Genomic DNA, 19,636 nt, shown 5'->3' on the forward strand with positions numbered 1-19,636 from the left:
ACTCTCTAAAGATAAGGAAACTGGTCGAGCGGCCGAATAAAATACGGCATACTTCATTAACTACATATTGTAGTGCTGACCACGATTTTTTAGGCCAATCTCATGTCTACCCAAACCCGCATTGTTTTTATCGTTTCCGATGGCACCGGCATTACCGCAGAGAACTTCAGCCAGTCGATTTTGGCCCAATTTGAGGCCACTTTTAAGCATATTCGGGTGCCTTTTGTGGATAGCCCTGAAAAAGCCCATGATGCTGTTTCTAGCATCAATCAGGCAGCCTCTAAATATGGGGTGCAACCTATCGTTTTCACCACTTTGGTGAATCCCGAACTGAATCAGATTGTCAGCAAGGCTAATGGCTTGATTTTGGATATGTTTCAGACCTTCGTGGCACCTCTAGAGCAAGCCTTAGGGGTCAAATCGACTCATGCCATGAACCGCCTGCACCACAATGCCGATACCGAGGCCTATAAAAACCGTATTGAGGCGATTAACTACTCATTAGCCCATGATGACGGCCAGTCCAACCGTAACCTAGCGGAGGCAGATGTCATCCTAGTAGGCATATCTCGCGTCGGTAAAACGCCAACCAGCCTATACCTGGCAATGCAATATGGCATGAAGGCGGCCAACTACCCCCTCATTCCGGAAGATTTTGAGCGTGGGCAATTACCAAAAGATTTAATTCCTTATCGCAATAAGATTTTTGGCCTCATGATTGATGCTGAACGTTTGTCCGAGATTCGTAATGAGCGACGCCCTGGCAGTAACTATGCGAAGCTAGAAAACTGCCGCTACGAAATCAATGAAGCCACCGCGATGATGAAAAAGGAATCCATTCCTTGGGTGGCTACCACCAGTAAATCCATTGAAGAGATTGCTACTACCGTATTGCAATCGATTAAGTCGGATAAAACAATTTTAGGTTAAGACTGCATTTTTTAGTTCCTACGGACCCGCACAGTTTCAAATAAACAAACTGCCGCTGCTGTAGATACATTGAGCGATTCGACTCTGGGATCAATCGGAATAGATACGCCTTTGGCTTGAGCCATAAGGTCTTCAGAAACGCCCTGACCTTCACTTCCCATTACCCAAGCAACTGGATGAATCAATACCTTGGGCATATTAAATAGATCGAGCTCGCCATCGGCAGTAGCGGCCAGTAAAGGTGAGGTTACGGCGCTAAGGACTTGCTGAGTTGACCAACCTTCATAAAGATCTAGCAAGCGATGAGCGCCCATGCCGGCGCGCAATACCTTGCTTGACCACAGATGAGCACAACCCGTTAAAGCAATCACTTGAGTAAAGCCCGCTGCTGCGGCAGTACGCAAGATAGAACCCACATTGCCTGCGTCTTGAATGCGATCCAAAATAATCACATCACCAGCAATCGTCGCAACCGACTTTTGGGGATTTAATGCAGTTTGAGGAAGATCTAGCAAGCCTGCAATCTGCGGAGCATTCACCAAATCAGAAAGCAGATCCCATAAACCTTTATCCAATTGATAAACGCGAGTCTCAGGACAAACTTCGACATGGTCATAGACAGCCTGGGCAATCTCTGGATTTTGCAAGCCTAACTCTGAGGTAATTAAAGTCTTGAGTGCTGGATTACCCACCCAAGTTTGTACTAAATGAATTCCTTCAAGCAATGCCTGACCACAAGCAAACCTCGCCTTTTGACCTTTAGGGCCGGTAGCTTGTAATTGACGAATCTCTTTAAACAGAGAATTGTCTTTTGAGCTGATAAATTCCATTTTCATACTTGGGATTATCGACTATGCAGTGACAGTACATTGCGAACAGGTGAAAAGCTGCGACGATGTTGATCGCAGGCACCAAATTCCTTTAAGGCAGCAAAATGCGCCTCTGTTGGATATCCCATATGTTGAGCAAAGCCATACTGAGGATGGAGCTCATGCAAAGCCATCATTTGACGATCACGTGTCACTTTCGCCAAGATGGAGGCTGCAGAGATAGCGGGCTCTTTTGTGTCGCCCTTCACAATAGCTTCTGCCGATATCGGCAATTCAGGGCAGCGGTTGCCATCAATCAAAGCTTTATCTGGCCATACGCCCAAACGCGTAGTGAGATCTTCAATGGCACGGCGCATTGCCAACATCGTTGCTTGCAGAATATTGATCTCATCAATCTCAGCGGGACTCGCTTCACCGATACCCCAAGCTTTTGCCTTGAGCTGAATTTGCTCAAATAAAAACTCGCGCCTGGCTGCGGATAATTTCTTTGAATCTTTTAATCCAGTAATAGGATTTTCAGGATCAAGAACAACTGCGCCAGCGACCACCGCTCCAGCTAATGGACCACGCCCTGCTTCATCAACACCACACACCCAAATTACGCTCACGCAGTAATCCGATTTTTAGCGGCACTCATCGTTTGCGCAACAGCTTGCGCTACTAATAGGCCGGTCGGCCTACGCAAGGTCTCATGCATTTCCGCAAAACGGGTTTTTAGTTGAGCGACTTTACTAGGATTGTTTAACCAGGCTAGCAAGGCATCGGCCAACTTACTCGGAGTAGCATCGTCCTGTAGAAGTTCAGGAACGACAAACTCGCCACAGAGAATGTTCGGCAAACCCACATAAGGTAAGTAGCCCTGTCTTTTCATGATCTGCGCTGTTAGCCAAGGCACCTTATAAGAAATAACCATCGGCTTTTTCCAGAGCGCTGCCTGTAATGTTGCTGTGCCACTAGCAATGAGCACAACATCGGCAGCCTCGAGAACTATGTCAGCCTCACCATCAATCAAATAGATATGAAGATCTGAGTTCTTCTCTAGAGTGGCTTTGAGTAGAGATTCCAAGGGGTCACGTAGGCGTGGTGTTGCCACTGGGATTACAAAATGTAGAGCCTGTCCTGGCACACGCTTCACAAGCTCTGCGATGGTTTCAAAAAAGACAGGTGCGATGAGTTCAATCTCAGAGCCGCGGCTACCTGGCAGAACAGAAACCACAATTCCATCCAATGTGTTGGCTGACAGGTTTAGGATTTTTTCAATTTTCTGCTTAGCGGCGGCCGGGTTTGGCTCCAATGGAATCTCACTTGCTAGCGGATGTCCAACGTAAGTAGCAGCAATGCCAGCACGTTCATAAATCTCAGTTTCGAAGGGGAAGATGCAGAGCATGCGCTCTACTGCTTGCTTGATCTTCGTAATGCGCCCTGCTCGCCAAGCCCAAATCGATGGGGAAACAAAATGTAAGGTTGGAATACCCGCCTTGCGCAAAGCCAACTCAACCCCTAAATTGAAATCTGGAGCATCAATACCTAAGTAGACATCGGGACGTCCTTCACCGAGCAAGTTGGCAATCAGTTCTTTTCGGAGTTTCAGAATAGCTGGCAATTGTTTAATTGCCTCAACATAACCACGAACACTGAGTGTCTCCATTGGCCAATCTGAGCGCAGACCTTCGGCCTGCATACGGGGACCGCCAATTCCATAGACCTCCAAATTGGAGGTGTCGGGGATCTGCTTTAATGCGCTTAATACTGGCGCTGCCAGCAAGTCACCCGAGGGCTCCCCGGCAACACAAGCAAGTTTGGACACTCGATTTACTCTATCGAATAATGCCGCGCGTGGAGGCAGCAATAAAATCATGGAACTCGGTCAGCTTTTCTGCAGTAGCAGCATCTGAGGTGCTAGCAAGTGCCATCTTCTGAATCTCCACCTTCGCCTCTTCGAAACTCAAGCCGTCTTTATAGAGAACTTTGTACGCCTGACGTAATGCAGAAATCGTTTCGCTTGAGAAACCGCGACGCTTTAAGCCTTCCACGTTAATACCATGAGGAGAAGCCTTATCGCCAGCCGCAATCACAAATGGCGGAATATCTTGCACTAATGCAGAGGCGCCACCCAACATAGCATGTTGACCGATGCGGGCAAATTGATGCACACCAGACATGCCACCCATAATCGCCCAGTCACTCACCTTCACGTGACCAGCAATTTGTGCATTACTCGAGAAAATCGTATGGTTACCGATTTGGCAATCATGCGCAATGTGCACATAAGCCATGATCCAGTTGTCATCACCAATTCTGGTGATGCCCTCATCCTGAGACGTACCAGTATGAATAGTGGTGAACTCACGAATCGTATTGCGATCGCCAATAATCAACTGGGTAGGCTCGCCACGGTATTTCATATCCTGAGGAGGGCCACCAATGGCAGCAAAGTGAGCAAACGTATTTTCTTTCCCGATCGTGGTGCAACCCTCGATCACAGTGTGAGAGCCAATTTTGCTACCAGCGCCAATTTTGACGTTTGGGCCAATAACAGAATATGGGCCAATCTCTACGTCACTAGCGATTTCAGCCTTACTGTCAACTACAGCGGATGCATGAATCCGAGTCATTACGCACCTTTCGTACGAACAGCACAAGTGATATTAGCTTCAGCAGCAAGCTCTCCATCAACAGTGGCTTGAACCTGAAACTTATAGATACCAGCACGCTCACGCTCTAATTTAGCCGTCATGATCAACTGGTCGCCAGGTAATACTGGTTTCTTAAAGCGAGCACCATCAATACCGGCAAAGTAGTAAATAGCATTCTCTTCGCGCACTTCTGAAAAAGTAAGAAGTGCGGCAGTTTGAGCAAGTGCCTCAATAATTAAAACGCCTGGCATTACCGGAAAATCCGGGAAGTGCCCCTGAAAGAACGGCTCATTCATAGTCACATTCTTTAAGGCAGTAATACTTTGACGAGGTTCAATCTCCAACACCCGATCAACCAATAAAAATGGGTAGCGATGTGGTAACAACTTCAAAATTTGATTGATGTCGATAGCGATGGGTTTGCTCATGTGTTTACCTGCTGAATAAAGTATTTATATTAATTAATATGCTGATAAGTTTATTTAGACTTATCCAATAATCGTAAGCGTTGGCGTATTTTATCGAGACCGCGCAGAATCGCAGCGTTTTTCTCCCAAGCACCGTGGAGCATTGATGGATAAACGCCTGTGTAATGCTGACCAGGCTCGATAATCGAACGAATAATGGAGGTATTACCGGATACCGTTGTTCGATCCGCAATAGTGAGATGTCCAGCAAAATTAGCTGCACCGCCAATAATGCAGAAATTACCAATCTTGGTGCTACCCGAGATCGCTGCACAACCAGCAATCACACAGCAGCTACCCACTACTACGTTGTGCGCAATTTGTACTTGGTTATCAATCTTTGTGCCATTACCAATGATGGTATTACTCATAGCGCCACGATCAATTGTGGTTGATGCCCCAATTTCAACATCATTGCCAATCACTACGGCACCCGTTTGAGGGATCTTCACCCACTCACCACCCGCGGCAGAAAAATCAGGGGCAAAACCAAAACCATCTGCACCAATCACAGCGCCGCTATGAATAATGCAACGCTCGCCAATAGTAGTTTCTGAATAAATAGAGACATTTGGGTAAATCAAAGTGTCACCACCGATAGTGGAATTGCTAGCAACTGCAGTATTACCCAATAAGGTGACCCGCTCCCCTAATTTCACGCCAGGGCCAATTTGGACAAACGGACCAATATGGCAGGATGCAGGAATAGCTACTGAAGAATCAATGGCTGCACTTGGGTGAATTCCAGGCGCATAAACAGGCGCTGAAGCTTTAGCAAAGTGCTGCGCCATTCTGGCAAAAGTTGCATATGGATTTTTAGAGACAAAATACACGCGCTGCGCAGAGTTTGCGCTTGGATTTGCCTGAAGAAAATCCAAATCCGCCTGGCTAACAATCAAGCCACCAGCAGCGCTATCTCTAGCCTGCTGGCGATACAAGGGATTGGAAAGAAAGGAGGTTTGGGTGGACTGCGCTCGCTCTAGAGGAGCAAGGCCCTGAAGCGCGAGGGAGCCATCCCCCACCAAGCTTACTTGAAACTGTTCGGCTAGCTCGATGGCGGTGGGCATAAAACTTACTTGAGACTGTTCAAGGCCTTGATGACATCATCAGTAACATCAACCTTTGGATTGGCATAGGCTGGATCCTGAATAATGACATCAATTTTTCTTTGGTCAGCGATTTGCTTAAGGGCTTGATTGGCTTTTTCAGCAATCTTGGCTCGCTCTTCGAAGTTACGCTGATTGAGATCTTCTGTGTACTCACGTTGCTTGCGTTGCAATTCACGATCTTGATCTGCTAACTCACGTTGACGACGCAAACGCTCTGCCTCGGACATCACCGCCGAGTCACGATCTAACTTTTCAGCTGCAGCCTTAATTTTTTCAGCGCTACTACGAATTTCATTCTGACGCTTCATAAATTCATTTTGCAACTTAGTCTGGCTTGCCTTAGCCATATTCGATTCGTTGAATACTTTTTCAACGTTTACAGCTGCAACTCGTGTTCCAGCATCTTGAGCAAATGCCTGCGGTAAAGCAATTATTGATAACACGGCTATTAAACCGCATTGAATCCATGTAGAAGATTGATGAAGCTTCATAAAACTTTCCTTAAACAATTAAAACGCTGTACCCACTTGGAACTGCAAACGCTGAATGTTATCCGTTGGTAACGATTTGATCGGAATACCATAGCTGAACTTGAGTGGACCCAGTGGTGATATCCATGATAATCCTAAGCCATAAGAATATCGTAAGACGAGATTGATATTTTCGTTATAAACGTTACCACCATCCACGAAACTAAATACGCGCAAGGTTTTATCAACTCCAGATCCAGGAACCGGGACGGTGTACTCAACATTACTGACGATTTTAGACTGACCACCGGAAGGCTGATTCAGGCCGGTAAAGGTATTTCGGTAGGTGGGTCCAAGCGACCCTGGAGCATAGCCTCGAACTGACCCAATACCACCCACATAGTAGTTTTTAGTGATTGGGAATGGGTACTTGCCGTAGGCCTCACCATAACCAACTTCACCATTAAAGGACAGAATATTGCCCTTTGAGAAGGAGTGATATTTTTGATACTGGCCAAAGAGGCGGTAGAACATCATGTTTCCGACAGGAGTTCCCACTTCAGCATTCAGTTGCTGCAAAGATCCTGTAGACGGAATCAGCGCACTATCACGTCCGTCACGGGACCAACCTATAGTAACTGGCACGTTATATGTAGTCAGCGTATTAGGGTAACCGGGTGCAGGCACGCCATAGTCTTGCATGTAAGTCAAATAAGGTTGCGGAGTATTTGAGCTTGAAGAGATTCTGAACGCCTCAATACCGGTTCCAAAGAAAACTCGATCAACCTCAGTATAGGGAACACCGAATTTGATATTGCTACCAACAGACTTAATTTGATAATTAGGATCGCCGGTGTAATACAGTGGCTTGGATGAGCGGTAGTACAAATCAGTGAAACGACTAATACCATCTTCAGTGAAGTAAGGATCGTAATTTGACAATGCCAAGCTTTGATTGATCTTGCCGAGAGAGAAATTCAAACCCACCGCAGTACCCGTTCCAAAGGCGTTCTCTTGGTTAATACCAGCAGAGAGAATTAATTTTTCAGTTGAGGAGAAACCTGCGCCAATCGTAATGGCACCTGTTGGCTTTTCTGTCACCTTCACGTTTACGTCAACTTGATCTGGAGATCCAGGAACATCTTGCGTAGATACATCAGTCTCCGTGAAATAGCCTAACCTACCTAAACGTTTCTTAGATAGCTCAATTTTTTCAGTGTCGAACCAAGAGCTTTCAAATTGACGCATCTCACGACGAATTACCATGTCGCGAGTCTTGGCATTTCCCGTAACGTTTACCTGACGGACATAAACACGACGACCTGGGTCTACTACGAGCGTCAAATCAACTTCACTCAGTTCGCGACGAATATCCGGTTGCGGGTTAATGGTTGCAAACGCATAACCATACGAACCTAAAATTTCTGCAATCGCCTTGGTGCTCTCGGTCAACTTAGCTGAGGAGAAAGTATCTCCCGGCTTGAGGCTAACTAGCTGAATTAACTCAGCCTCTTTACCCAATAATTCACCAGCCAAGCGGACATCTTTAACCTTGAACTTATTACCTTCACGAATACTAACGGTGAGGTAGATACCTTTTTTGTCCGGAGTAATGGAAACCTGAGTGGATTCAATCACGAATTCAAGATAACCCCGATTCAGGTAGTAAGAGCGGATGTTCTCTAAGTCGGCCGTGAGCTTTTGCTTGGAGTACAAATTGTCTTTGCTGTACCAAGAAAGCCAGCCACCAGTTTTTAACTGCATCTGGCTTTTCAGCGTGCTCTCGCTAAACACATTGTTACCGATGAAATTAATCTCTTGGATCTTGGCCACAGGGCCTTCATCGATATTGAAATAAATCGCTACTTGATTGCGCTCCACCGGAGTGACGGTTGCAACTACCTGAGCCGCATACATACCCTTGCCGACATATTGACGCTTGAGCTCTTGCTCAGCTTTATCAATCAACGCTTTGTCATAGAAACGCGCTTCAGCCACACCAACTGCTTTTAAGGATTTACGCACCACTTCCTGGTCAAACTCTTTCATCCCAGTAAATTCAATGCGAGAAATTGTGGGACGCTCTTCAACAATAACAATCAGCACGTTACCCTGGGCTTGAATTTGTACATCCCGGAAAAAGCCAGTGCTGTACAAAGCCTTGATGGACTCAGCACTCTTCTCTTCTGTAAAGGTATCACCTACCTGAACTGGCAGATAACTAAAGACTGTACCCGGCTCAACTCGCTGCAGACCTTCGATTCGAATGTCTTTGATAACAAATGGATCAGCTGCTTGCGCATTAAGGCAGAAACCTGCCGCAAGAATGAAAGCGACTTGAGCAACAAATCGAGTGATGGAGCGAAAAGAAGGGGTCAAAAAATTCAAGGTGAAAGATAGCGTTGCAAATCATTAAACAAGGCCAGTAAGGAAATACCTATCAGCAGCAAAAAACCCACTTTTTGGAGCTTTTCCTGAAGGGATAATGAAATTCGCTTACCAGCAACTAACTCCCATGCATCATACAGGAGCTGACCCCCATCTAGCATTGGTAAAGGCACTAAATTCAAGAGCCCAATACTGATGCTCATGAGGGCTAAGAAGGCCACAAATGGCTGCCAGCCTACTTGGGCAGACTTCCCTGCCATATCCGCAATGCTCAGTGGCCCACCCAGCTGTTTTAGGGTCGTTTTGCCAGTGAATAAACCCAGCATTAGCCTCATGGAGACCTTGCTGATTAAGTAGACTCGCTGACTAGCAAAAGCTAGGGCATCAATAGGGCCTAATTTAAGCTCTGTCCACTCTGAGGGCAGACTCATTTGGGGAAGCAGGCCAAGAGCCTGAAATGGGTCGGATTCTGGTGCGACTGGGGGTAAATCACTCTGTCTAAAAGACTTCAGATGGCGAGCGCCAGTGGCATCTTGCATCTCCAACGCAAAGCCCTGCTCCGCGGTAAGTGCATCCAATAAAAGCCAACGTAAGGCATTCCAACTAGGAACAGCCTCAAACTCTTCCAGAATCGGGGTACCGCTATTGTCAGATGAGAGGGATTGCCATCCAATTACCTGGTCACCTGCTGCAACCCCCAGTTTTGCAGCAATGGATTGCTCCGGTGGAGCTTGGAGCCGAGCAGGCAATTGAGGTACGCCCGATACATAAATTACAGAGAACAAAATGACTGCCAGTAGGAAGTTGGCGAAGGGCCCTGCTGCTACGATCAAAGAGCGTTGCCAAAGCGGCTTTACATCAAAAGATTCAGAACGCTCTTTTTCTGAAATGGTTTGCTGACCATCGCGACCATCGAGCAGTTTGACGTAACCACCCAGAGGAATAGAGGCGAGGACCCACTCAGTACCATTTTGAGCACGAAAAGTAACAATGGGTTTACCAAAACCCAAAGCAAAGCGCAGTACCTTAACCCCACATAAACGCGCTGCCAAAAAATGGCCATACTCATGAAAGCTCACCAATACACCCAATGTTGCTAGGAAGGCAGCAAGAGTAATTAAGGCCTGCATCAATCTACCAATTTATTTCTGAAGAGCGCGAATGAACTGATTCGCGGACTGGCGGGCAAGCGCATCAGCCTCAAGAATGGCCTCCAAAGAATCTGCTGCAACCGGAGGTAAGGTATTCAAACAGTGCTCGACAACATCCGCAATCTTTAAGTAAGGCAAGCCATCATACAGGAAGGCTGCAACAGCAACCTCATTGGCAGCATTCAATATAGCGGGAGCAGTAGCGCCCGCCTTTGCGGCAGCAAAGGCTAAACTCAAACAAGGAAATTGAGCGAAATTGGGCTCCGTAAAGCTAAGGCCAGATAGCTGCGTTAGGTTTAAGGGGGTGACACCAGCATCAATACGCTCAGGCCAAGCTAACCCATAAGCAATTGGAGTGCGCATATCGGGCTGGCCCATTTGCGCCAGCACGGAGCCATCGCGATAACGCACCATCGAGTGCACTACGCTCTGCGGATGAATTAGCACCTTAATTTTTTCTAGAGGCAAACCAAACAACCAAAAGGCTTCGATCACTTCCAGACCCTTGTTCATCATCGTCGCCGAATCAACTGAAATCTTTCTACCCATCACCCAGTTAGGATGCGCACAAGCTTGCTCAGGGGTAATGCCGACTAAATCTGCAAGTGTTTTATCTCTGAATGGCCCACCAGAAGCAGTTAACCACAACTCTTCAACACCCAAATGCTCGGATGGATTTTTAGTAAAGCGATCTGGCAGACATTGGAAGATTGCGTTGTGTTCGCTATCAATCGGGAGTAGCTCACCACCACCTGCTTTCATGGCCTGCATGAATAAATTACCTGACATCACCAGCGCTTCTTTGTTGGCTAGTAATACTCTCTTGCCAGCTTGTGCTGCGGCTAAAGCAGGCACTAGGCCGGCCGCCCCCACAATCGCTGCCATGACAGTCTCACATCCAGATTCGGTTACGGCCTCAACCAATGCCTTTGGTCCGAAGAGAACTTGAGTAGCAATCTTTTTGTCTTGCAAAATTCGACTTAGTTGAGCGGCACCATCGGCATCAGCGACCACCGCAATAGCCGGATTAAATTCAATACATTGCTCAGCCAAACGTTCAACCTGTTTTGCGGCGGTTAAAGCCACCACTTTGAAGCGATCAGGATGGGCGCGGATCACATCTAAGGTGTTAACACCAATCGACCCCGTAGACCCCAGGATGGCAACGTGTTTCAAAGACATTAAATGAATCCAGCCAACAAAGCGGCAATGGGCATAGTTGGTATCAGCGCATCAACACGATCAAGCACACCCCCATGACCAGGCAATAGATGACTACTATCCTTCACTCCAGCTAGGCGCTTGAGCTGAGACTCAAACAAATCTCCGAAGACGCTGAACGCTACCAATACGGTGACCATTACCAACATGGGTACCCAACCAAATTGGATAGCCCAAGCACCAAACAAAGTATCGCCTAGCGGTAAATAGGTGACGCATAAGAATGCGTAGACATAACAAAGAAATAGACCGCCCACAGCGCCCTCGATCGACTTGCCTGGGCTAATCTGAGCTGCTAGCTTGTGCTTACCAAATGCTTTACCAACAAAATAGGCACCTATGTCAGCAACCCAAACTAAAGCCATACTGCTGAGTAAGAAGACTAGACCGAGCTCACGCAAGAAGACCAGGGCGAACCAAGTCGCTGGAAGAATGATCAGGCCCAGAATGCTGTAGAAAGATTTGAACTTTTCAAGAGAGAGGTTCATGCCTTTTGCCAAAATGAATGGCGCTATAAAAAACCAAAATAGAACTGCCATCATCAACAAAGAGAACTGCCATGTGATTGCCTGCATACCTAGCAACAACAGAATAATAGCCAGGCAAAAAACAGCATAAAGCCAGGCGGCCTTCTTGGCTCCTGGTGCAATCATGCGACTCCACTCCCATGCGGCAGCCACTAGCGCCACTAGAAAAAATCCACCCAAGTAGATCGGAGGCAATAAGAACAAGATAGGCAATAGCACTGCCATCAAGATAGTGGCAGTGATGATTCGGGTTTTAAGCATATGGAAGTATGTGAGGTAATTTAGACTGCGTCGCTCAATGGCTCGGAAGCCAACTGAGCACTTGTGCGTCCAAAGCGACGCTCGCGCTGACTAAACCAATCGAAAGCTTTATGTAATTCAGCTTCATCAAAATCAGGCCAAAGGGTATCCGTGAAATACAACTCGGTATAGGCTAACTGCCACAATAAGAAGTTGCTCACCCTTTGCTCACCACCGGTACGAATAAATAAATCGGGCTCTGGTGCATAAGCCATTGATAGATGGGTCTGCAATAATTCTTCGGAGACTTGCTCGGGCTTCAAGCCGGGGTTGGCAACTAAACATTGACGCATCGCCTGCAAAATATCCCAGCGTCCACCATAGTTGGCGGCAATGGTAAAGGTCAGCCCCTTACAACCTGCTGTCTTTTCTTCGGAAAATTGCACCATCTCTTGAATCGCAGAATCAAAACGACTTAAGTCGCCAACGAGGCGTAAAGAGATGTCGTTTTCAGCAAGACGTGAGACTTCACTTTTTAATGACTTTAAAAACAATTTCATTAAAAAGCCCACTTCTTCCGGTGGACGACGCCAATTCTCAGAGCTAAATGCAAAAACGGTGAGGTATTCCACACCAAGGCGGCGGCACTCTTGAACAATTTTACGGACTGCTCCCAATCCTTCTGAGTGCCCCGCTACGCGCGGCATGAAACGCTTACTTGCCCAACGCCCGTTGCCATCCATGATGATGGCAACATGGCGAGGAATAGCACTAATCTCCGGAACAACCAGGGTAGAGCTAGTGTGCTGTGTCATGAAGCGAATAATGGAAAGTGAATCTGACGATTAAACCGTCATGATCTCTTTTTCTTTTTCAGCGACGAGCTTGTCGATCTCAACAACTGTACGATCTGTCATCTTCTGAATATCGTCAGTAGCACGACGCTCGTCATCCTCAGAAATTTCTTTATCCTTAGTTAAGCGCTTGAGGTGTTCATTGGCATCGCGACGCAAATTACGCACAGCGATTTTGGCATCTTCACCTTCGTTCTTCACTACTTTAGTTAAATCACGACGGCGCTCTTCTGTCAAAGCAGGCATTGGCACACGAATTACCGTGCCCTGTGAAGCCGGATTAAGTCCTAAGTCAGAATCACGAATCGCCTTCTCAATAGCACCAACCATCGTTTTTTCAAATGGCTGAACATTAATGGTTCTAGCGTCAGCCAAACCCAAGCTAGCCACTTGGCTGAGCGGCGTTGGATTACCGTAGTAATCCACCTGAATGTGCTCCAGAATTCCTGGGTTTGCACGGCCAGAACGAATCTTCGCCAAATTGGATTTCAAAGCCTCAAGAGACTTCTGCATCTTTTGATCGGTAGTGGTTTTAATTTCTGCTGCGGACATCAAGCCTCCTATTAAACGTGTACTAAAGTACCTTCAGATTCACCCTGAACCACACGCATCAATGCGCCTGGCTTGAGAATTGAAAATACTTTGATTGGTAATTTACGATCACGACACAAAGCAAATGCAGTTGCGTCCATCACTTGCAAGTTTTTGATGATGGCCTCATCAAAAGTAATTGTTTTATAAAGAGTGGCCGTTGGGTCTTTCATTGGATCAGCACTATAGATACCGTCAACCTTGGTAGCCTTTAGAACGATCTCTGCAGCCATCTCGGCGCCGCGTAAGGCAGCAGCGGTATCAGTTGTAAAGAATGGGTTACCCGTACCCGCAGCAAAGATCACTACTTTGCCTTCACTTAATGCACGGATCGCACGCGGACGAATGTATGGCTCAACCACTTGATCCATTCTCAAAGCAGATTGCACGCGAGCTTCAACCCCTTTTTGGCGCAATGCATCTTGCAGTGCAAGCGAGTTCATCATGGTGGCAAGCATTCCCATGTAGTCAGCCGTTGCACGATCCATACCGGCCGCACCACCTGCTACACCGCGGAAAATATTTCCTCCACCGATCACGATAGCCAGCTGAACACCGCTATTCACTACATCGGCAATTTCTTTCACCATGGAATCAATAGTGACTGGATTGATGCCAAAAGCATCGTCTCCCATGAGGGCTTCACCAGAGAGTTTTAAGAGAACACGTTTGTAGGCTGGCATCGTTTTATTTTCCGTAATTTGCTAAGCAATTTACTCGCTTAGCTTATTGATCTTTAAGTACTTTTTAATAGCTTGCCCAAATTATAAAGGGCTTGGCACGGATCAAACAAAAGGGCATAGAAACCGAGGTTTCCATGCCCTTTTGGGTATTACAGCCTTACTGGGCAAGCCCAGCAGTTTTGGAGCTAATTAAGCACCTTTAGCAGCGGCAACCTGAGCAGCAACTTCTGCTGCAAAGTCGTCTTGACGCTTCTCAATGCCCTCGCCCACAACAAACATGGTGAAACCCTTGATTGTGGTGTTAGCGGCCTTGAGCATTTGCTCAACTGATTGCTTATCGTTTTTCACGAAAGTTTGGTTCAACAAAGAAACCTCTTTGAGGTACTTCTGAATAGAACCTTCAACCATCTTCTCAACGATTTCTGGTGGTTTGCCAGATTCAGCAGCTTTTTGAACAGCAACACTACGCTCAACAGCAATTGCTTCAGCAGGAACATCCGCCATCGACAAAGCCACTGGCTTCATCGCAGCAATATGCATGGCTACGTCTTTAGCTGCAGTCTCATCGCCTTCGAACTCAACCATGACACCAATACGAGTGCCGTGGAGGTAAGAAACCAACTTGTTGCTACCAGCAAAACGTTTGAAGCGGCGTGGCATGATGTTCTCGCCGATCTTACCGATCAAGGCGCTACGAACTTCATCAACAGTTTGACCGTTCATTGGCAATGCAAGTAATGCAGCAACGTCAGCTGGATTCTTTTCAGAAATCAGATTTGCGCAGGCTTGTGTGAATGCTAAGAAATCATCGTTCTTTGAAACGAAGTCAGTCTCACAGTTCACTTCAAGCAAAGTACCTGTAGTGCCATTGATAGCTGAAGCAACAATACCTTCGGCAGTAACGCGGGATGCCGCTTTACCAGCTTTGCTACCCAGCTTTACACGCAGAATTTCTTCTGCACGAGCCATATCGCCATCAGCCTCAGTCAATGCTTTTTTGCACTCCATCATCGGAGCATCAGTCTTGGCGCGTAACTCGCCAACCATTGCAGCGGTAATAGCGGCCATTATTCAGCTTTCCCTTCTTCAACAAACTCTTCTTCGCCTTCTTTAACGGCAGTCAAGATTTCTTGAACAGAGTTTGATTTACCTTCGAGGATTGCATCAGCAATACCACGAGCGTAGAGAAGAACAGCTTTGCTGGAGTCATCGTTACCAGGGATGATGTAATCAACACCTTCTGGTGAGTGGTTGGTATCCACTACAGCGATAACAGGAATACCAAGCTTGTTAGCTTCTGTAATAGCAATCTTGTGATAGCCAACGTCCACTACGAAAATAGCATCAGGAACGCCGTTCAAATCTTGAATACCGCCAAGCGCTTTTTGCAACTTGTCGAGATCGCGATCGTTAGTCAAAGCCTCTTTCTTGGAAAGCTTTTCCCAATCGCCAGCTTCTTTAGCAACTGCCATATCCTTCAAACGCTTGAGGGAACCTTTAACAGTTTTGAAGTTCGTGAGCGTACCGCCCAACCAACGGCTGTCGATGTAAGGCATACCAGCACGAGCAGCTTCTTCAGCAATGATCTCGCGTGATTGACGCTTAGTACCAACGAATAAGATGGTTCCACGATTAGCAGCAACTTGTTTTGCAAATTTCAGGGCGTCCTGAAACATTGGCAATGTTTTTTCTAAGTTGATGATGTGAATTTTGTTGCGATGGCCGAAAATATAAGGGGCCATTCTTGGGGACCAGAAACGGGTTTGGTGACCAAAATGGCAACCGGCTTCCAGCATTTGACGCATAGTTACTGACATAACTTCTCCTAAGGGTTAGTTTCTAAGATTGAGTCCTAGCTGCGCTAAAAAACGCCACCCTGGAAGGCTCAACCCGCGATTTCAGATCAAAATTGACCTGAGAGCGAAATTATAGCTTAAATATCAATGGTCTAGACGCCCCACCCCTAGCCCCTAACTAGAAAACCTGCTCAGAAATGCCATTTAATGATGCATTTGCCTATTATTTAAGCATTACGAATCTACCAAAAAGCCCCAAGTCGTTGATAATCAAGGCATGAATAGTGTATTTACCGCCGAAAAAGACATCCAAGGGATGCGCGAAGCTGGCCGTTTAGCCAGTGAAGTTCTTGACCACGTTGCGCCACACGTTAAAGCTGGCGTCAGTACAGCTGAATTGGATCGCATTTGTCATGAGTACATGCGCGATGTCCAAAAGACCATTCCAGCGCCACTCAACTATCAGCCGCCAGGCTACCCACCCTTTCCGGCATCCATCTGCACTTCGGTCAATGATGTGATTTGCCATGGCATTCCCGGTGAGAAGATTTTAAAAACCGGGGACGTTGTGAACCTGGATATCACCGTCATTACGCCAGATGGTTATTACGGCGATACCAGCCGCATGTTTATGGTTGGTGAGGTTTCAGTATTAGCTAAACGTCTCACCCAAATTACCTTTGAATGCATGTGGCTTGGCATTGCACAAGTCAAACCTGGCGCATCGCTTGGTGACATTGGTCACGTCATCCAGACCCATGCTGAAAAAGCAGGCTACTCGGTTGTTCGTGAATATTGCGGACATGGGATTGGCAAAGTATTTCATCAAGACCCACAAATTCTTCACTATGGTCGCCCCGGCACTGGTGAGAAATTGAAAGAAGGTATGACCTTCACGATTGAGCCAATGATTAATGCTGGCAAACGCGACATTCGCACGATGCCTGATCAGTGGACAGTCAAGACCAAAGACCGCAGCCTCTCCGCACAATGGGAGCACACGCTTTTGGTAACGGCAACTGGCGTTGAGGTGTTAACTTGGTCAGAGGGCAGCAATCCGGCTCCAGATTGCGTTAAGGGTCTGTCTTTTAGACCAAGCCTAGCCAACGCTTAATTACTCAATTAACTCAAGCGCAATGGGTGAAACTCTCGCAGCAATGAAGCCCATTGCAGATATTGCCAGTTTAAGAGCTGCACGCGAGCTCGCTTATGCCGAATTTCGCGAGCACCAAGTTGTTGGGCGACTAACCAAGCAACTAAGCAAGCTCAGTGATGAACTCCTCATCAGCTTATGGAACTCATGTGACTTAAATACAGATGCTGCTCTAGTAGCTGTGGGCGGATTTGGTAGAGGCGCATTATTTCCCTATTCGGATATTGATATTCTGATTTTGCTACCCGCAGATAAGCAATTCTTCGAAGAAGTATTGGCTGCCAAGATTGAAAAGTTTGTAGCGCAATGTTGGGATACTGGCTTAGAGATTGGGTCCTCCGTTCGCACTGTTGCCGAATGTGTTTCTGAGGCAGAGCAAGATATTACCGTTCGTACCTCCCTATTGGAATCACGACTCATCTGCGGCAAGAAAGCCCTCTTCAAAGAATTTGAATCTGTTTATGAGAAGACCTTAGATCCAAAGTCATTCTTTCAGGCCAAGCTGGCAGAGCAAATCCAGCGTCACTACAAATACCAAGATACGCCTTACTCTTTAGAGCCCAATTGCAAAGAGAGCCCTGGTGGATTACGTGACCTTCAAGTGATTTCTTGGGTCAGTAAAGCAGCGCACCTAGGTAATACATTTAAAGATCTCAGTCTTGCTGGGCTGGTAACTCAACGTGAGTTAACCGAGCTCAATCGCAACCAGCGTTTTTTAGAAACCCTGCGCGCTAACTTGCACCTCCTTGCAAAGCGTAGGCAAGACGTATTGGCGTTTGACTTACAGGCCCCTCTTGCTGCAGCTATGGGCATCGAAGAAGAATCTTCTAGATTAGCCAGCGAAGCAATCATGCGTCGCTACTATTGGGCAGCGAAAGCAGTCAATCAATTAAACGATGTGCTTTTGCAAAATATTGAAGCACTTCTCTTCCCTCAAGAATCTAAAACAACTCATGCTATTGCCGGCGAAGGCAATGAATGCTTTTTTGAGCGTCAAGGTGTTCTAGATATCACCGATCCTCAGTTGTTTCAGAAACACCCAGAGCAAATTCTGCGAACCTTCTTAGTATTTGCACAAACAGCTAACGTCAAAAGTCTATCTGCAACGATCTTTAGAGCTCTGTACAACGCACGCCAGAAGATGGATAGCAAATGGCGCAAGGATCCAGTTAACCGCGCACTCTTTATCGAGATCCTGAAAGAGCCTGAGGGAGTTAGTCGTGCATTCCAGCTTATGAATCGCACTAGCGTCCTCGGTCGCTATCTACCAGCCTTCAGAAGAATCGTCGGTCAAATGCAGCATGACTTGTTTCACGTTTACACAGTCGATCAACATATCCTGATGGTGCTGCGTAATGTGCGTCGCTTTATGGTGGTTGAGCATACGCATGAGTTTCCTTTTTGCAGCAGCTTGATCGCCCATTTTGAGAAGCCTTGGCTCTTAGTCATTGCCGCCCTCTTTCATGACATTGCCAAAGGACGTGGTGGTGATCACTCCGAGCTTGGTAAAGCTGACATGCGCAAGTTTGCAAAAGATCATGGTCTAGACAAAGCAGATACCGAACTCTTGGTTTGGCTAGTTGCAGAGCACCTAAACATGAGTCAAGTTGCCCAGAAACAAGACATTACAGATCCAGAGGTAGTGCAAGCATTTGCTAATAAGGTGGGTGATGAGCGCCATCTCACTGCGCTGTACCTATTGACGGTTGCCGATGTTCGTGGAACTAGCCCTAAAGTATGGAATGCCTGGAAAGGCAAACTATTGGAGGATCTGTATCGAGTTACCTTACGTGTATTGGGTGGCGCAAAGCCAGACGCATCTTCAGAGCTGGCACAACATCAAGAAGAATCCCGTGCCAAGTTGCGTCTTTACGCAATTGAGGACTCTGCTTACGAGAATCTTTGGAAGCAATTGGATGTTGCCTTCTTTTTACGTCAAGATGCCGCAGATATTGCCTGGCTTACACGTCATCTCTATAACAAGGTGGATAGCGATATTCCTGTCGTACGAGCCCGCCTCTCACCGGTTGGCGAAGGTTTGCAGATTGCCGTCTACGTGAAGGATCAAGAAGATCTCTTCGCCAGAATTTGCGCTTACTTTGAGCGCCACGGTTTCTCAATTTGGGATGCCCGTATTCATACAACAAAACATGGCTATGCACTAGATACCTTCCAGATCTCAGGCAGTAATTTGGTGGATGAAGGTGGAAGCTATCGTGATCTGATTCAACTAGTGGAATACGAGCTCACAGCTGCATTACAAAATAATGATCCCCTGCCATCACCTAGCATGGGAAGACTTTCAAGACAGTCTCGCACCTTCCCTATTCAGCCACGCGTGCACATGATTCCGGATGAGCGTGGTCACTACTACGCACTGTCACTATCGGCTAGCGATAGAACCGGCCTTCTTTATGCAATCTCCAGGGTCTTGGCTAAGCATCAGGTTTCACTTCACACCGCGCGCATCAACACCTTGGGTGAGCGAGTAGAAGACGTATTTCTATTGGATGCGGCTAACTTGAGCAAGAATCCAAAGTTACAGATCTTGCTGGAGACGGATTTGCTCGAGGCACTAGGGGCTTAAGGG

Annotated in this window: 19 protein-coding genes; 3 read left to right on the forward strand and 16 right to left on the reverse strand. The window is 46.9% G+C overall.

The features are described 5' to 3' along the window. Positions 1-102: 102 nt before the first annotated feature. Positions 103-930, forward strand: coding sequence for a posphoenolpyruvate synthetase regulatory kinase/phosphorylase PpsR (gene ppsR, locus AOC19_RS06015; protein ID WP_215374809.1), 828 nt, complete (start codon positions 103-105; stop codon positions 928-930). Positions 931-941: 11 nt separating this feature from the next. Here ppsR and AOC19_RS06020 read toward each other — a convergent pair whose 3' ends face one another. The 16 genes from AOC19_RS06020 to rpsB all read right to left on the reverse strand — a co-directional run bounded on the left by AOC19_RS06020 (position 942) and on the right by rpsB (position 15,914). Beyond that, complete coding sequence (locus tag AOC19_RS06020; protein ID WP_215374812.1) at positions 942-1,766, reverse strand: TrmH family RNA methyltransferase; 825 nt, start codon at positions 1,764-1,766, stop codon at positions 942-944. An 8-nt stretch (positions 1,767-1,774) separates the two neighbouring features. After that, entirely contained in the window at positions 1,775-2,368 is a 594-nt protein-coding gene (rnhB, locus tag AOC19_RS06025; protein WP_215374815.1) for a ribonuclease HII, read from the reverse strand. Next, positions 2,365-3,618 (reverse strand): lipid-A-disaccharide synthase, encoded by a 1,254-nt coding sequence (gene lpxB, locus AOC19_RS06030; RefSeq protein WP_215374818.1) that lies wholly within the window; start codon positions 3,616-3,618, stop codon positions 2,365-2,367. The genes rnhB and lpxB overlap by 4 nt, the downstream gene beginning before the upstream one ends. Next, a complete protein-coding gene (lpxA, locus tag AOC19_RS06035) occupies positions 3,578-4,375 on the reverse strand; it encodes an acyl-ACP--UDP-N-acetylglucosamine O-acyltransferase (RefSeq protein ID WP_215374821.1) in 798 nt (265 codons plus the stop codon). The genes lpxB and lpxA overlap by 41 nt, the downstream gene beginning before the upstream one ends. Beyond that, on the reverse strand, positions 4,375-4,824 hold the full coding sequence (gene fabZ, locus AOC19_RS06040) for a 3-hydroxyacyl-ACP dehydratase FabZ (protein ID WP_015421422.1): 450 nt from the start codon (positions 4,822-4,824) through the stop codon (positions 4,375-4,377). The genes lpxA and fabZ overlap by 1 nt, the downstream gene beginning before the upstream one ends. A gap of 50 nt (positions 4,825-4,874) precedes the next feature. Then, positions 4,875-5,930, reverse strand: a complete 1,056-nt coding sequence (lpxD, locus tag AOC19_RS06045; RefSeq protein ID WP_215374824.1) for a UDP-3-O-(3-hydroxymyristoyl)glucosamine N-acyltransferase — start codon at positions 5,928-5,930, stop codon at positions 4,875-4,877. 5 nt (positions 5,931-5,935) lie between these two features. Next, a complete protein-coding gene (locus AOC19_RS06050) occupies positions 5,936-6,463 on the reverse strand; it encodes an OmpH family outer membrane protein (RefSeq protein WP_215374827.1) in 528 nt (175 codons plus the stop codon). 18 nt (positions 6,464-6,481) lie between these two features. Beyond that, on the reverse strand, positions 6,482-8,770 hold the full coding sequence (gene bamA, locus AOC19_RS06055; RefSeq protein ID WP_251368094.1) for an outer membrane protein assembly factor BamA: 2,289 nt from the start codon (positions 8,768-8,770) through the stop codon (positions 6,482-6,484). Positions 8,771-8,826: 56 nt separating this feature from the next. Continuing rightward, a complete protein-coding gene (locus tag AOC19_RS06060; RefSeq protein ID WP_215374833.1) occupies positions 8,827-9,960 on the reverse strand; it encodes a M50 family metallopeptidase in 1,134 nt (377 codons plus the stop codon). Positions 9,961-9,972: 12 nt separating this feature from the next. Further along, complete coding sequence (gene ispC, locus AOC19_RS06065) at positions 9,973-11,163, reverse strand: 1-deoxy-D-xylulose-5-phosphate reductoisomerase (protein WP_215374836.1); 1,191 nt, start codon at positions 11,161-11,163, stop codon at positions 9,973-9,975. Next, positions 11,163-11,990: a phosphatidate cytidylyltransferase gene (locus tag AOC19_RS06070; RefSeq protein ID WP_215374838.1), complete on the reverse strand. Its 828-nt coding sequence runs from the start codon at positions 11,988-11,990 to the stop codon at positions 11,163-11,165. The genes ispC and AOC19_RS06070 overlap by 1 nt, the downstream gene beginning before the upstream one ends. Before the next feature lie 20 nt (positions 11,991-12,010). Then, complete coding sequence (gene uppS / locus AOC19_RS06075; protein ID WP_215374841.1) at positions 12,011-12,784, reverse strand: polyprenyl diphosphate synthase; 774 nt, start codon at positions 12,782-12,784, stop codon at positions 12,011-12,013. Positions 12,785-12,814: 30 nt separating this feature from the next. Beyond that, positions 12,815-13,375 carry a ribosome recycling factor gene (frr, locus tag AOC19_RS06080; RefSeq protein ID WP_215374844.1) on the reverse strand — a complete coding sequence of 187 codons (561 nt, stop codon included), beginning with the start codon at positions 13,373-13,375 and terminating at the stop codon, positions 12,815-12,817. Between the two features lie 11 nt (positions 13,376-13,386). Further along, positions 13,387-14,097, reverse strand: a complete 711-nt coding sequence (gene pyrH, locus AOC19_RS06085; protein WP_215374847.1) for a UMP kinase — start codon at positions 14,095-14,097, stop codon at positions 13,387-13,389. Between the two features lie 189 nt (positions 14,098-14,286). Beyond that, positions 14,287-15,165, reverse strand: coding sequence for a translation elongation factor Ts (tsf, locus tag AOC19_RS06090; RefSeq protein ID WP_046330462.1), 879 nt, complete (start codon positions 15,163-15,165; stop codon positions 14,287-14,289). After that, positions 15,165-15,914 carry a 30S ribosomal protein S2 gene (rpsB, locus tag AOC19_RS06095; RefSeq protein WP_015421433.1) on the reverse strand — a complete coding sequence of 250 codons (750 nt, stop codon included), beginning with the start codon at positions 15,912-15,914 and terminating at the stop codon, positions 15,165-15,167. The genes tsf and rpsB overlap by 1 nt, the downstream gene beginning before the upstream one ends. A gap of 256 nt (positions 15,915-16,170) precedes the next feature. Here rpsB and map point away from each other — a divergent pair, with 256 nt between their 5' ends. Further along, entirely contained in the window at positions 16,171-17,007 is an 837-nt protein-coding gene (gene map / locus AOC19_RS06100; RefSeq protein WP_215374850.1) for a type I methionyl aminopeptidase, read from the forward strand. Positions 17,008-17,029: 22 nt separating this feature from the next. Further along, the gene (locus AOC19_RS06105; RefSeq protein WP_215374853.1) at positions 17,030-19,633 is read left to right on the forward strand and encodes a [protein-PII] uridylyltransferase; all 2,604 of its coding nucleotides are present in this window, start codon (positions 17,030-17,032) and stop codon (positions 19,631-19,633) included. Positions 19,634-19,636 lie beyond the last annotated feature (3 nt).

Source organism: Polynucleobacter asymbioticus, assembly GCF_018687575.1.
Classification (GTDB): domain Bacteria; phylum Pseudomonadota; class Gammaproteobacteria; order Burkholderiales; family Burkholderiaceae; genus Polynucleobacter; species Polynucleobacter asymbioticus_C.